The sequence below is a fragment of the Novosphingobium sp. genome, from assembly GCF_031417815.1.
Lineage (GTDB): Bacteria > Pseudomonadota > Alphaproteobacteria > Sphingomonadales > Sphingomonadaceae > Novosphingobium.
The window spans coordinates 1-13,303 of sequence record NZ_JANOWI010000033.1 but is presented as its reverse complement, the minus strand read 5'-3'; the positions used below and the strand labels follow the sequence as shown (position 1 = coordinate 13,303).

Annotated in this window: 13 protein-coding genes; 7 read left to right on the top strand and 6 right to left on the bottom strand. The window is 64.4% G+C overall.

The features are described 5' to 3' along the window. Window positions 1-1,746: acyltransferase family protein (locus RMN99_RS08250; RefSeq protein ID WP_309622828.1), on the bottom strand; the 1,746-nt coding region annotated here is incomplete at its 3' end. A 71-nt stretch (window positions 1,747-1,817) separates the two neighbouring features. On the opposite strand from RMN99_RS08250, the gene RMN99_RS08245 reads away from it, so the two are divergent. Further along, complete coding sequence (locus RMN99_RS08245) at window positions 1,818-2,552, top strand: NAD-dependent deacylase (protein ID WP_309622826.1); 735 nt, start codon at window positions 1,818-1,820, stop codon at window positions 2,550-2,552. Here the strand turns inward: RMN99_RS08245 and RMN99_RS08240 are convergent. Further along, a complete protein-coding gene (locus RMN99_RS08240; protein WP_309622825.1) occupies window positions 2,538-3,311 on the bottom strand; it encodes a HesA/MoeB/ThiF family protein in 774 nt (257 codons plus the stop codon). The genes RMN99_RS08245 and RMN99_RS08240 overlap by 15 nt on opposite strands. Before the next feature lie 102 nt (window positions 3,312-3,413). Between RMN99_RS08240 and RMN99_RS08235 the strand changes: the two genes are divergently transcribed. Beyond that, window positions 3,414-5,102 (top strand): class I adenylate-forming enzyme family protein, encoded by a 1,689-nt coding sequence (locus RMN99_RS08235; RefSeq protein ID WP_309622824.1) that lies wholly within the window; start codon window positions 3,414-3,416, stop codon window positions 5,100-5,102. On the opposite strand, the gene RMN99_RS08230 is transcribed toward RMN99_RS08235, so the two are convergent. Further along, the gene (locus RMN99_RS08230) at window positions 5,099-5,437 is read right to left on the bottom strand and encodes a hypothetical protein (RefSeq protein WP_309622823.1); all 339 of its coding nucleotides are present in this window, start codon (window positions 5,435-5,437) and stop codon (window positions 5,099-5,101) included. The two genes, RMN99_RS08235 and RMN99_RS08230, sit on opposite strands and share 4 nt — an antisense overlap. 81 nt (window positions 5,438-5,518) lie before the next feature. On the opposite strand from RMN99_RS08230, the gene RMN99_RS08225 reads away from it, so the two are divergent. Next, the gene (locus RMN99_RS08225; protein ID WP_309622822.1) at window positions 5,519-6,289 is read left to right on the top strand and encodes an SDR family oxidoreductase; all 771 of its coding nucleotides are present in this window, start codon (window positions 5,519-5,521) and stop codon (window positions 6,287-6,289) included. A gap of 230 nt (window positions 6,290-6,519) precedes the next feature. Here the strand turns inward: RMN99_RS08225 and dnaA are convergent, their stop codons facing one another. The 3 genes from dnaA to mutM form a co-directional block, all read right to left on the bottom strand. Then, window positions 6,520-7,950 carry a chromosomal replication initiator protein DnaA gene (dnaA, locus tag RMN99_RS08220; protein ID WP_309622827.1) on the bottom strand — a complete coding sequence of 477 codons (1,431 nt, stop codon included), beginning with the start codon at window positions 7,948-7,950 and terminating at the stop codon, window positions 6,520-6,522. Window positions 7,951-8,463: 513 nt separating this feature from the next. Next, on the bottom strand, window positions 8,464-8,724 hold the full coding sequence (gene rpsT, locus RMN99_RS08215; protein WP_309622821.1) for a 30S ribosomal protein S20: 261 nt from the start codon (window positions 8,722-8,724) through the stop codon (window positions 8,464-8,466). A gap of 169 nt (window positions 8,725-8,893) precedes the next feature. Beyond that, complete coding sequence (gene mutM / locus RMN99_RS08210) at window positions 8,894-9,709, bottom strand: bifunctional DNA-formamidopyrimidine glycosylase/DNA-(apurinic or apyrimidinic site) lyase (protein WP_309622820.1); 816 nt, start codon at window positions 9,707-9,709, stop codon at window positions 8,894-8,896. 111 nt (window positions 9,710-9,820) lie between these two features. Here mutM and RMN99_RS08205 point away from each other — a divergent pair, with 111 nt between their 5' ends. From RMN99_RS08205 to RMN99_RS08190, 4 genes are all read left to right on the top strand, one after another. Then, window positions 9,821-10,342: a DUF1993 domain-containing protein gene (locus RMN99_RS08205; protein WP_309622819.1), complete on the top strand. Its 522-nt coding sequence runs from the start codon at window positions 9,821-9,823 to the stop codon at window positions 10,340-10,342. A gap of 99 nt (window positions 10,343-10,441) precedes the next feature. Further along, window positions 10,442-11,173: a class I SAM-dependent methyltransferase gene (locus tag RMN99_RS08200; RefSeq protein ID WP_309622818.1), complete on the top strand. Its 732-nt coding sequence runs from the start codon at window positions 10,442-10,444 to the stop codon at window positions 11,171-11,173. Between the two features lie 103 nt (window positions 11,174-11,276). Then, window positions 11,277-12,827, top strand: a complete 1,551-nt coding sequence (gene ubiB / locus RMN99_RS08195; protein ID WP_309622817.1) for a 2-polyprenylphenol 6-hydroxylase — start codon at window positions 11,277-11,279, stop codon at window positions 12,825-12,827. A 3-nt stretch (window positions 12,828-12,830) separates the two neighbouring features. Next, window positions 12,831-13,109, top strand: coding sequence for a hypothetical protein (locus RMN99_RS08190; protein WP_309622816.1), 279 nt, complete (start codon window positions 12,831-12,833; stop codon window positions 13,107-13,109). Window positions 13,110-13,303 lie beyond the last annotated feature (194 nt).

Sequence of the window (13,303 nt, the reverse complement as noted above, 5' to 3'; positions counted from 1 at the left end):
CGCCGGGTTGATCACGCCAACACCTTCGGCCTCCCAGCGCGGATAGGCGCGGGTAAGCCACGCGGTATCATGGGCATAGTCGGCGGCCGGGGCACCGGGCATCTCGCCGCTCTGGCCAAAAGCAGCGGCGTGGGCGAGGCGGCGCGGGACACTCCAGCGCTGCGGCGGGACCGGACCGATCACCAGCACGCGCTTGCCCATCGCCCTCAGCCGGGCAATGGTCGCGTCCAGACGCGCCAGCGATGCCGGATCGTCGCGGTACTCGCCCTGCGCCCACAGCGCAGAGAGATAGACCGTGGCGACGCTTGGGGTCTTGGCCAAAAGGTCCAGCACATCGGTATTGAACGCTGCGCAGCCGGGGTCTTTGGCCCGCGCGAAACCGGTCAGCGGTGGGCACGATCCGCGCGTGCGCTGGATCAGCGCCTGACCCTTGGCAGCGTATTCCTGCCCCAGCACCCAGGCGAACTCCACGCCGTGGCTATCGCCCCACAGCAAGGCGGTGGGCGCAGCGCCGGGTACGCCAAAGGTGCATTGTGGCCGGGCGCCGCCAATCGCATCCGAAAGACAGGCGGCGCGCCTGGGGCTGAAATCATCCTTGGCGGCAGTGAAGCGCGCCACATCGGGGGGGAAGCGGCTGGCCCAGCCGCCCAGCGGGATCAAGGCTAGTGCGCCCGCGCCCAGCACGGCCATGCCAACACCGCTCCACCCGAAGATCCGCTTCTGGCTGAAGCGCTGGGACGAACGGAATGGGCGTTCGATCCAGCGCCAGCTGGCCCATCCGGCAAGCAGCGATGCGGCGATCACGCCAAGCTGCCAGATACCCGCCAGCTTCTCGTCACGCGCATATTCGGCGAAAACGATCAGCGGCCAGTGCCACAGGTAGAGCGAGTATGAAATCAGCCCGATCCCCACCGGCAACGGGCTGGAAAGGAGTGCGCCTACCCGCGTGCCCGGCGCGGCGTGCAGCAACAGCGCCGATCCCAGCACCGGCACAATTGCGCTCAGCCCCGGAAAGACCGTGGCCGAAGAATAGGTGAACACCGCAATGAGGATCAGGCCAAGGCCCGCCAGCGCCAGCATTTCACGCCAGGCGCGGCTGCGCAGTTCCGGCACCGCGCCGACGGCCAGCAGGGCTCCGGCAAACAATTCCCACGCGCGCGGCGGCAGCATGTAGAAGGCAAAGCCATCGGTATCGGCCGCCTTCGCCGCCGCCCAGCCGAGCGAGACTGCAGCCACCGCGGCAATCGCGCCAATTCGCCATTTCGGCGCATAGCGCGCAATGCCCCACAGCAGCAGCGGGAAGCCGATATAGAATTGCTCTTCCACCGCCAGCGACCAGCAGTGCAGCAGCGGCATCGTTTCCGCCCCGCCCGCAAAATAGCCGGTGTTCAGGAAAAACCACAGGTTCGACAGGAACAGCAGCGCCATCAGGGCGCTTTTGGGCACCGCCTCGAAATCGCCGGGCAGGTAGAGCCATGACGCCATCGCAAGCACGAACACCAGCATCGCAAACAACGCAGGCAGGATCCGCCGCGCGCGCCGTTCGTAAAACCGCACCAGCGAGAACTGGCCGGCATCAATCTCGCGGGCGATGATCCCGGTGATCAGGTAGCCCGAGATCACGAAGAACACGTCCACGCCCACAAAGCCGCCGGAAAAGCCGGGGACGTGGGTGTGGAACAGCAGCACCGGCAGGATCGCCAGCGCGCGCAAGCCATCGATATCACGGCGGTATGCTTGGCCCACGCTCAAAGAAATGCCCCCGGTTGCATCGTGCCGGTGCTTAGGCGAAAAAGGTTAAAACCACGGGAACTTCAATGGCCACAACCATCCGCAATATCGTGATCCTGACCGGTGCCGGGATCAGCGCTGAAAGCGGGATCGATACTTTCCGCGCTGGTGCCAATGGTGGACCAAGCCTGTGGGAACAGCACCGGGTCGAAGATGTCGCCACGCCCGAGGCTTTCGCGCGCGATCCTGATCTGGTGCACCGGTTCTACGACATGCGCCGCGCAGCGATCCAGACCAAGCGGCCCAATCCCGCGCACGTCGCGCTCGCCCGGCTCGATGCGGAATGGCCGGGCAGCTTGTTGATCGTGACCCAGAATGTCGATGATCTGCACGAGCGCGCCGGGGCACCACTTGGTCACAATCAACGCCTGCTGCATATGCACGGCGAACATCTGAAAGCCTGGTGTACCAGCTGTGACATTCGCTCACCGTGGCGAAAGGAACTCTCCAGCCGTCCGCCCTGCCCGGTCTGCGGCGCACGAGGCCTGCGCCCCGATGTGGTCTGGTTCGGCGAGATGCCTTACCGCATGGGCGATATCTATGCCGCGCTGCGTGAGGCAGACCTGTTCGTTTCAATCGGCACGTCGGGCGCGGTCTATCCCGCCGCGGGTTTCGTGCAGAACGCCGTGGAACTGGGCGTCCACACGCTTGAACTCAATCTCGAAGAAAGCCAGGGTTCGCGCATGTTCCACGAAACCCGGTTGGGTGTGGCGAGTGAAGTGGTGCCGACCTGGGTGGACGAGATCCTAGGACGCGATTGAACACCCCCGGCATTCGGGATCCTTGGCAATCCGCATGGTCCTGAGGCTCGGCACCAGCCCTTCGAACAGATGCAATTGTCCCCATTGCGGATCACCCAGCGTTGCTGCGCCTTGCACCAGCACCCGCACCGCCTGCATCGCCGCAAGCGTGCCGACGATCCCGGCCATCGCCCCCAGCACGCCATCATCGGCGCAGCTATCGCAATCTTCCGCATCGAAGGCATCGCCCACGAAACAGCGGTAGCAGCTCTGTTCGGCAAGGTGCCCGGCGAAGTTCGCCACCTGGCCCTGGAACCGCCCCAGCGCCGCGCTGGTTAGCGGAATGCCTATCCGCACGCAGGTGTCCGACACAGTCAGCCGCGTCGCGAAATTATCACTTCCGTCGATCACAAGGGTCGCGCCCTCAAGGAGCGTGTCCGCGTTATCCCCCCCCAACGTCCCGACGCGGGACGTTACCTTGAGGGCAGCATCGAAGCGCTGCACCCAGAGCGCTGCGGCTTCGGCCTTGGGACGGCCCAGATCAGCCTCGGCAAAAATAGTCTGGCGCTGAAGATTGGACAGATCGACCACATCGCCGTCGATCAAGGTCAGCTGCCCGACGCCGGCGGCGGCAAGGTATTGCAGCACCGGCGATCCGATCCCGCCGCAGCCCACCAGCACCACATGCGCAGCCGTCAGTGCCATCTGCCCGGCCCCGCCCAGTTCGGGCAGCACGATATGGCGGGCGAAGCGATCGAGGCGTTCGGGCGGCAGGTCCATGCGCGGGCTTTAGAACCGTAACGGCTGCGCGACAATCAGCCCCTTGCCCCCTGCCCTCCGATGCGGCACTTAACCAGGCAATTAACAAAAATGGGATGAGCGATGCATTATGCCGAATTGCGCCAGGTGCGCGCGGAATTGACGGGACCGGGCGGGCAGTTCGAGGTGACCGAGGAAGAGATTCTCGGCAACCGCATCAAAACTTTCAAGAATGCGCCGCCATCGGTGCGCGAATTCTGGCTTTCGACCGCGGCCTGGGGTGATCGGCCCTATCTGATCTATGAAGGCGAAGTGCTCACTTATGCTCAGGCGCATGCCCATGTGAACGCACTGGCCGCGTGGCTGGCGCAGCAGGGGGTGGTTCCGGGTGACCGGGTGGCAATCGCGATGCGCAATTACCCCGAATGGATGATCGCCTACTGGGCCTGCGTGTCGACCGGCATTGCGGCGGTGGGAATGAACGCCTGGTGGACCGCCGAGGAGATGAATTACGCGCTCGACGATTCGCAGCCGAAGGTGCTGATCACCGATGCCGAACGGCTGGCGCGCTATCGTGAGCTGCCCCCGCGCGATATCAAGCTGGTCGGTGTGCGGCTGGACACCTATCCGGACGATGTGACGCCGTGGGCATCAATTGTGGCGGCCTGCGGCGATATGCCGCAAGTCACGGTCGATCCCGATGCCGATGCCTGCATCTTCTATACCAGCGGCACCACCGGCTTTCCCAAGGGCGCGCAGCTGACGCACCGCGGCTGCGTGGCGAACCTGCTGAACATGCTCTATTCGACCACCGCGCAGGCGCTGGCGACCGAGCGCGCCACCGGGGTTACCCCGGCTGCTGATCCGCCGATCCCGGTCTCGCTGCTGACCACGCCGCTGTTCCACGTGACCGCCAACAATTGCGGTGCTTACCTGACCAGCGCCGCAGGGGGCGCGATGGTGCTGATGTACAAATGGGATGCCGGCGCGGCGCTTAAGCTGATCGAGAAATACCGGATCACCGGGGTCAGTGGGGTGCCGATCATGGCCCGCGAGATCATCAACCATCCTGATTTCGCGGCCACCGATACCTCTACCTTGAGCGGTCTGTCGGGCGGCGGGGCGCAAGTCCCGCCCGAACAGGTCGGCGAGATTCATCGCAAAATCCCCGCCGCCGCGCCGACCACTGGCTATGGCATGACCGAAACCTGCGGGATCATCACGTCCGTTTCGGGCCCCTATTTCATCGATCGGCCCGATAGCGCCGGGCCCGCTATGCCCAGCTTCGATGCCAAGGTGGTCGATGATGAAGGCACCGAATTGCCACAGGGCGAAGTGGGCGAGCTGTGGGTGCGCGGCAGCCCGGTGATCAAGGGCTACCTCAATCGCCCCGATGCCACGGCGGAAACGATCACTGAAGGCTGGCTGCACACCGGCGATATCGCGCGGATCGATGCCGACGGTTTCATCTACATCGTCGACCGCAAGAAGGACCTGGTGATCCGCGGCGGCGAAAACATCAGCTGCACCGAGGTTGAAGCCTGCGTCTATCGCCACCCGGCAGTGGCCGAATGCAGCGTGTTCGGCGTCAAAGATGACCGGATGGGCGAGGAAATCGGCGTGGCGGTCTATCTCGGCGGGGGCCAGACGATTGACGAGACCGACCTCAAGAAACACTGCCTCGATCACATGAGCAAGCACAAGGTGCCGCGCTATGTCTGGTTCCTGGATGACCCGTTGCCGCGCAACGCCAGCGGCAAATTCCTGCGGCGCGAGCTGAAGGAGCGGCTGAGCGCGGAATTGGCAGGCTAGGTTCGCCCTTCGCCCAGCAGCAGCACCTTGGGGTTGGTGCCGCGCTTGCCGGTCTGGACCAGCAGGTAGACCGACAGGAACAGCATGCCGCCGAAAAAAGCCAGCACCCCCAGCGCCAGCCCGCCGGGGGTAAATTGGTGCCGCCAGGACACCCACAATGCCGACAGCGCCAGGAAGCAGGTGAAATCGAGGTTGAACTGCCCGGGCCAGGCCATCGCGGCCATATCGCCGAAGAAGACCGGCAGCAGATTGATCCCGTGGTGCACGATAGTGAACGCGGTGTAGCTGACCAGCGCCAGCAAGTAGGCAAGCAGAAACAGGCACAGCAGGGGCATATCGGTCTCCTCCGCTGCTGAGCATCGCAGGTTCCCAGCCGCGATGCTAGACTTTGCGAATCGGTGACGAGGAGGGACAAAATGGGCGATCTTGATGGGCGCATTGCGCTGGTAACCGGGGCGGCGACAGGTCTGGGCGAAGCGGCTGCACGGGCTTTGGCTGCGGCTGGCGCAAAGGTCGCCGTAACCGATCTGACCGCGCCCGAAGACCTGGCCGCCGAACTGGGCGGGGTCGCCCGCGCGCAGGACGTGACCAGCGAAGCCGATTGGGCGGCGACGATGGACTGGCTGCGCAGCGCGGCGGGTGGGCTTGATATCTTGGTCAACAATGCCGGGCTGTGGCTGTTCAAGCCGCTCACCGAGACCACGCTGGAGGATTGGCGGCGGCTGCACAGCGTCAACGTCGAAGGGGTGTTCCTGGGCACCCGCGCCGCCGTGCCCTTGCTGGCCGAGCGCGCGCACCTGTGGCGCGGCGGCACCGCGATCGTCAACATGTCTTCGGTTGCGGGGATCGAAGGGGCGGCCGGGGCAACCTGCTACAATTCGACCAAGGGGGCGGTGCGGCTGTTCACCATGGGCTGCGCCAAAGAACTGGCGGCCGCGCGGATCCGCGTCAATTCGGTCCACCCTGGCGTAATCGACACCCAGATGGGCCGCACGCTGATCGATGATTTTGCCGCGGCACAAGGGGTCGGAAACAACGAAAGCCTGGCCGGGGTCGCCGCGATGCATCCGCTGGGACATCTGGGCGAAGCGCAGAACGTCGCCGATGCGGTGGTGTTTCTGGCGAGTGACCGTGCGGCCTTTACCACCGGTAGCGAGCTGATCGTCGATGGCGGGCTTTCAGCCTGATCGTGGCCGTGCACAGCGCTGTTCACAAGGCTGTGCACTGACGGTTGATGAATGATCGACGAGTTCCTCCCCATTTTTGGCGAATGCCACAAATGGGGAGGTGGCAGCGGCGTTCAGCCGCTGTCGGAGGGGCTTGGGCGAGAGGGTCGATACCCCTCCGTCAGTCGCCAATGCGACTGCCACCTCCCCAGATGTGCTTCGCAAATCTGGAGAGGACCTTTGAAAGCCGCTCAGCTTTCGAGCTGGCGCAGCAATGACCGAACATCGCCATCCATATCGGCATCGCGGGTCCGCAGGTCTTCGATCAGCCGCACCGCGTGGATCACGGTCGAGTGATCGCGCCCGCCGAACTTGCGGCCGATTTCCGGGTAGCTGCGCGGCGTGAGGACCTTGGCGAGGTACATCGCCACCTGGCGCGGACGCACCACCGCGCGGGCGCGGCGCTTGCTGCTCATTTCGGTCCGGTCAACCCGGTAGAACTGGCAGACGGTGCGCTGGATTTCGTCAATCGTGATCCGGCGGCGGTTGGCCGAAAGGATATCGGTCAGCTGCTCTTCGGCCAGCTGCAGCGACACGGCCTGGCCGGTCAACTGGGCATAGGCGATCAGCTTGTTGAGCCCGCCGACCAGTTCGCGCACGTTGCGATTGATGGTGCGGGCGAGGAATTCAACCACGTCGGCAGGCACATGGGTCGGGCTGAAGCGCAGCAGGCGGTGTTCCAGGATCGTGCGGCGCAGCTCGATGTCGGCCGGCTGGATATCGGCCACAAGCCCCATCGAAAGCCGCGAGAGCAGACGCTGTTCCACCCCGTCTAGCGCTTGCGGTGCGCGGTCAGCCGCAAACACCAGCCGCTTGCCTTCGGCCAGCAGCGCGTCGATCGTGTACAGCAGTTCTTCCTGCGCCGATGCCTTGCCGATGATGAACTGAATATCGTCGACCAGCAGCAGATCAAACCCGCGCAACCGAGTCTTGAATTCGATCGTCTGGTTCTGGCGCAGCGCCTGGACGAATTCGACCATGAAGCGTTCAGCCGAGCAGTAGAAAATGCGCGCGCGCGGATGCGCGATCAAATAGGCGTGGCCGATCGCATGGAGCAGGTGGGTCTTGCCCTGCCCGGTTGCCGCTTTCAGATAAAGCGGCGCAAACTGCGGCGTTTCCGTGGCCGCCATGCGCTGGGCGGCATTGCTGGCCAGCACATTGGCGCTGCCGGTCACAAAGGTGGCAAAGGTCAGCGAAGGATCCAGTCCGATCGGGCCCTGGCCCATCCCGCCAAGTTCGGCTGCGCCCATGCCGAGCGCATCGCCCGGCAGGGTCATCATGGCTCCGTCATTGGCGGCACGGCGGCCGTTTTCGCTTTGGCCGAAGCGCAGGCCCTGCGGCGCGCGGCGCCCCGGCAGCACCGAAATGCGCACGGCGCGCACATCGGGCCGAGCGATCTTCCACGCCAGCGAAAGCCGGTCGGCAAACCGGTCCGAAACCCAGTTGGCGGCAAATTCCGTCGGCAGGTAAAGGTCGAGCGTACCGCTGTCCTTGGCGATCATCCCCAGCTGGATCGGCTTGATCCACTGGCTGTGCAATTGCTGGCCAAGATCCTTGCGCAGGCCCTGGCTGATGTCGGCCCAGTCTGCTGCGAGGTTCAAGGCTTCCTGCTCCTCGCGCATGCGCTCGTCGTCCGATTTTACCGAAGCGGAAGGCGCGTTGCCTAGCGTTCCGCCGTTACCAATTGCCATCACCCGTTTCGCCCCCGAAACCCAAAGTTTCCCCATCGCCCGCAGCCGCGCGCTTTGCCCACCGGGTGCCCAACCTGGCTTCGTTCCATCTGGTTTTGTGTAAGGCCTCAAGGGTCAGATTCGACCCCTTGGCCGTGAGCCGTTTATGGACGGTTGCGAGACGAGAGCAAGGCGCGTGGTGTAAATAAATTGAAATAAATTGCCTTGACTCTCCATGACCCTCGGAAATCTCCGTATGTCATAAATAATCGTTATTTTTCAATTTAATAGATACATGAGAGGATGCGAATCGCGGGATTCCATGGTCTTAGTGCGATGCAGCAGAATTGTTGCAGCGCAGAACGAAAAAGGCCGGCTGCAAATGCGCCGGCCCGTTCGATTTGATGTTCGCTTTTTGACCTGCCCGACAGGTGCCTGGTGGCACGAATCGTCTGGCTCGCCGAATCAGAGCGAAGAGACGCGCTTCGTCAGCCGCGACAGCTTGCGCGATGCGGTGTTCTTGTGCAGCACGCCGCGGGCAACACCGCGCGCCAGTTCAGGCTGCGCGGCCTTGAGCGCTTCGGCAGCAGCCGGCTTGTCACCACCATCAAGCGCGGCTTCGACCTTCTTCACGAAGGTGCGGATGCGGCTCATGCGGTTGCCGTTGATTTCGGCGCGCTTCTCGTTGCGGCGGATGCGCTTCTTGGCTTGCGGCGTATTGGCCATGTTCGTCCTTAAGAATCTCGTGCAAATCGGGGGTCCGAAACGAAATCGGCCCCACGCGAAGCGCGGCCCTTAACTGCGGGTATCCGAATCGTCAAGCGAGAGTGAGTCATTGCCTGGCTGACGCCGGTACGCGAAAGCGATCCAGCTTTGCCTGCAACACCGAAATTCCTCACCGCTGGCACTTGGCACAGAACCAGGTGCTGCGCCCGCCCTGGACAATCCGCTGGATCGGCGTGGAGCAGCGGGTGCAAGGCTGGCCTGCTCGGTCATAGACATCGAAGCGTTTCGAGAAATAGCCCAGTTCCCCATCGGGCTGGGCGAAATCGCGCAAGGTCGATCCGCCCGCCTCGATCGCTTCGGCGATCACCGTCTTGATCGCCGGGACCAGCCGCGCCAGCGCGGGGCCGCCGACCTGGCCGGCCGCCTTGCGCGGATCGATCCCGGCGCGCAGCAGCGCTTCGCAGACATAGATGTTGCCAAGCCCCGCCACGATCCGCTGATCGAGCAGCATCAGCTTGATCGTTGCACTGCGCCCCTTGAGCGCGGCCTTGAGGTGCGCGGCATCAAGCGCATCGCCCAGCGGCTCGGGCCCCAGCGCGGCAAAAGCGGGCCACTGGTCAAGCCCGGCTTCCATCACAAGATCGACCGAACCGAACCGGCGCGGATCGCACAGCACCAGACGGTGGCCACCATCGGTTTCGAGCACGAGGTGATCGTGGGTGCCAAGCTCATCAGGATTGGTCCGCCAGCGTCCGCTCATGCCAAGGTGAAACACCATGGTCTGCCCGCGATCGGTGTGGATCAGGCCATATTTGGCGCGGCGCCCCAGCCCGGTTACCGCAGCGCCGGTCAGGACCTGGACCAGATCGACCGGAAACGGCCGCCGCAGGCCCGCCCGACGTGTCTGGACCCGGATAAGCCGCGCGCCATCAAGATAACGCGCCAGCCCGCGTACGGTGGTTTCAACTTCGGGAAGTTCCGGCATGGCAGCCTGCCTAGCCGGGGCCAGCGCGCGGCGGCAATTGGTTTCTCATTGCAACCTAAAAATGATGCGGCTAGGGAACGCCGGTAACCAGAACACGCCCGGGAGAATCACATGTCCACTTCGCTTCACGCCAGCTCGGTTCCAGCTTTCATCGCCATGCTGAACAACATCAAGTCTTGGCTCGACCTGGCCGCAGCCACCGGCAACGAGGCGGCGCTGATCGAGGCAAGGCTGGCGGACGACATGTTTCCGCTGGCCCGCCAGATCCAGATTGCAGCGGACGCCGCAAAAGGCGCAGGCGCGCGGATGACCGGGACCGAAGCGCCCGTCATGGCGGACGATGAAACCACCTTTGCCGAATTGAAGACGCGCTGCGACAAGACCATCGCCTATCTCGAATCGCTCGACGCGGACGCATTCGATGCCGGGGCCAGCCGCGAAGTGGTGATCACTTTCCCCAATGGCGCCGGGGTGAAGTTCGATGGGCACATCTTCCTGACCGGTTTTGCGCTCCCCAACTTCTATTTCCACGCCACCACCACGTACGCGATCCTGCGTGCGGGCGGGGTCGCGATCGGCAAGCAGAACTTCCTCGGCCATCTTGCGCCGTATATGTTCGCGCCGCCGGCGTGATTGTTTGATGCGGGAGCGGCTATGCCTTCCCGCACAACAGCAAAACTTCACCTTCTAATCACTGGCACCGCGCCCGCCTTGTCGCTAAGGCGCGGTGCCATGAGCGAAAAGGTTTCCTTCGGCTACGAAACGGTCGACGCTGACGAAAAGGCGGAGCGCGTTGGCGCGGTCTTTTCGTCGGTCGCCAAAAAGTACGATGTAATGAACGATGCGATGTCGGTGGGCATGCACCGGCTATGGAAAGACAAGTTCGTGCGCCGGGTTAAGCCCCGCGCAGGCGAGCAGATCCTCGATATGGCAGGCGGCACCGGCGATATCGCCTTTCGCATGGCCCGCGAGGGCGCCACGGTCACCGTGTCCGATATCAATCAGGACATGCTCGACGTGGGCATCGACCGGGCCATGGAGCGCGGATTCGATGACCTTGTCTGGTCGCGTCAGAATGCCGAGCAGCTGACCTTTCCCGATCGGTTCTTCAATGCCTACACGATCGCCTTCGGCATCCGCAACGTGACCCACATCGATCACGCCCTGGCCGAGGCGCACCGCGTGCTGAAATATGGCGGGCGGTTTTTCTGCCTTGAATTCTCGACCACCGAATGGCCCGGCTTCAAGGAAGTCTACGATCTCTATTCGCACAAGCTGGTTCCCAGGATCGGCGCGGCGATTGCCGGCGACGGCGAAAGCTATCGCTATCTGATCGAATCGATCCGCCGGTTTCCGGCCATGCCCGAATTCGAAAAGATGATCCGTGCGGCCGGATTTTCGCGGACCCGGGTCGAACCGATCCTGGGCGGGCTGGTGGCAATCCATTCGGGGTGGAAGATTTGAACGCAGGGCTGCCAGTCCCCTTCCCGCTTGCGGGAGGGGCTAGGGGTGGGCCTGCGCGGGTTTCACCCACCCCCGCCCCCTCCCGCAAGCGGGAGAGGAGAATTTGACCCGCCCCGCAACACACATCTTGCGCCTGCTGCGCTGGGGCCGCATTCTGGCGCGGCACGGCGCGCTGCGCGGGATTGAGCGGGATATCAACACCCCGGCCCCGGTCCGGCGCCTGTGCAGGATTGCCCGGTTCGCCACTTTTCAGCCGGACGAGCCCGATTATGCGGGCGCCTTTCAAGCGATTGGCCCGGCCGCAATCAAACTGGGTCAGGCGCTGGCCACGCGGCCCGATCTGGTCGGCGCGGTCGCCGCGCGCAACCTGCTGACCTTGCAGGACGATCTGCCGCCGGTCGCCTTCGCGCTGATCCGGCGCGAGATCGAAGCGAGTTTCGGCAAGCCGCTGGATGCACTGTTCGCCTCGGTCGATGAGGTGCCGGTTGGCGCCGCCTCGATCGCACAGGTTCACAAGGGCGTGACCACCGAGGGACGCAGCGTGGCGATCAAGGTGATGCGCCCGGGCATTCGCGAAAAGCTGGCGCGCGATATCGATACCTACGAATGGGCCGCGGCCCATCTCGAGGCCTTGGGCGGTGAAGCATCGCGGCTGCGTCCGCGGCTGGTGATCGCCAACTTCAAGCGCTGGACCGCGCGCGAACTTGATCTTAGGCGCGAGGCCGCATCGGCCAGCGAACTTGCCGATGCGATGCGCGGCCACGAGCTTTACCGCGTGCCCGGCGTCGATTGGGACCGCACCAACGGCCGGGTTTTGACGATCGACTGGATCGACGGGACCAAGATAAACGATACGCAGACGCTGCTGGATCAAGGGATTGATCTGCCCGCGCTGGCGCAGCGGTTGGTCCTTGCGTTCCTGACCCAGGCGATCAGTGCCGGGTTCTTCCACGCCGACATGCACCAGGGCAACCTGTTCGTTGAACGCGACGGGACCATCGCCGCGATCGATTTCGGGATCATGGGCCGGATCGACCGGCGCGCGCGGATGTGGCTGGCCGAAATCCTCTATGGCCTGACCACCGGCAATTACCGCCGCGTCGCAGAAATCCATTTCGAGGCGCAGTACGTGCCGAGTTACCATTCGGTCGACGAATTCGCGACTGCACTGCGCGCGGTGGGCGAACCGATGCGCGGCAAGCCGGTCAGCGAACTGTCGGTCGGGCAGATGCTCGACGGGCTGTTCGCGATCACCCGCGATTTTGACATGCAGACGCAGCCGCATCTGTTGCTGTTGCAAAAGACCATGGTGATGGTCGAAGGGCTGGCCACCCAGCTCGATCCGGCGATCAACATGTGGGACGTATCGGGGCCCTTCGTCAAAAGCTGGATCCGCGACGAACTCGGCCCCGAAGCCGCGATTGCCGACCGGCTGCGCGAAGATGCTGCAACGCTGCTGCGCCTGCCCGATCTGCTGCGCCGGATCGAGGGCCACTTTCCGGCCAAGGGCGGCGCGCCCGAAGCCCCGCCGCTGCCCGCGGTTGAGCTGATCTGGGACCGCCGCCGCAGCGCGCGGCGCTGGCCCGGCTATGCCGCGGCTGCCGTGCTGGGCGGCGGCGCATTGTGGGCGGCGCAGGCGCTGGGCTGGCTTTGAACCATGGAACTTGACGGCCTGTTGCAGCACTTCTTCGGCAGCAAAGATCCATCGACCCTGACCGAGGCCGCGTTCGCGCGCGCGCTTGAACAGGTGAAGATCGGCTTCGGGGTTGAACGCGAACCGGGGCGCAGGTTCGCGCTGTGGTGCCTGCTCGATGCGCTGGGCGAAGCGCCGTTCCCCGCCAATGCCTTTGCCAAGGAGCCGCTGCTTAAGGCGGCAGCAGAAGACTATCTCAAGGCCGCTTACCGGCTTGAACGCGACGGACCTGGCGATGCCTAGGTTCCCCTCTCGCTTGCGGGAGGGGTTAGGGGTGGGCCTGCGCGCCGCCTCGGGGGCCCCCCCCCCCCCCCCCCCCCCAACCGGGGGGGGGGGGTGTAACCCCCCCCGCGGGTGGGGGTTGGGGGGCAAATAATAAGCCCCACCCCCGCCCCGGGCCCCGTGCCCCCCCCAACCCCCCCCCCCCCGCGGGGCGC

What these genes read in the sequence shown, in the direction of transcription:
- mutM (WP_309622820.1), bottom strand. Translation starts at nt 9,709, where the DNA reads ATGCCGGAACTTCCCGAAGTTGAAACCACCGTACGCGGGCTGGCGCGT.
- RMN99_RS08245 (WP_309622826.1), top strand. Translation starts at nt 1,818, where the DNA reads ATGGCCACAACCATCCGCAATATCGTGATCCTGACCGGTGCCGGGATC.
- RMN99_RS08200 (WP_309622818.1), top strand. Translation starts at nt 10,442, where the DNA reads ATGAGCGAAAAGGTTTCCTTCGGCTACGAAACGGTCGACGCTGACGAA.
- RMN99_RS08205 (WP_309622819.1), top strand. Translation starts at nt 9,821, where the DNA reads ATGTCCACTTCGCTTCACGCCAGCTCGGTTCCAGCTTTCATCGCCATG.
- RMN99_RS08190 (WP_309622816.1), top strand. Translation starts at nt 12,831, where the DNA reads ATGGAACTTGACGGCCTGTTGCAGCACTTCTTCGGCAGCAAAGATCCA.
- RMN99_RS08225 (WP_309622822.1), top strand. Translation starts at nt 5,519, where the DNA reads ATGGGCGATCTTGATGGGCGCATTGCGCTGGTAACCGGGGCGGCGACA.
- rpsT (WP_309622821.1), bottom strand. Translation starts at nt 8,724, where the DNA reads ATGGCCAATACGCCGCAAGCCAAGAAGCGCATCCGCCGCAACGAGAAG.
- RMN99_RS08235 (WP_309622824.1), top strand. Translation starts at nt 3,414, where the DNA reads ATGCATTATGCCGAATTGCGCCAGGTGCGCGCGGAATTGACGGGACCG.
- dnaA (WP_309622827.1), bottom strand. Translation starts at nt 7,950, where the DNA reads ATGCGCGAGGAGCAGGAAGCCTTGAACCTCGCAGCAGACTGGGCCGAC.
- RMN99_RS08240 (WP_309622825.1), bottom strand. Translation starts at nt 3,311, where the DNA reads ATGGACCTGCCGCCCGAACGCCTCGATCGCTTCGCCCGCCATATCGTG.
- RMN99_RS08230 (WP_309622823.1), bottom strand. Translation starts at nt 5,437, where the DNA reads ATGCCCCTGCTGTGCCTGTTTCTGCTTGCCTACTTGCTGGCGCTGGTC.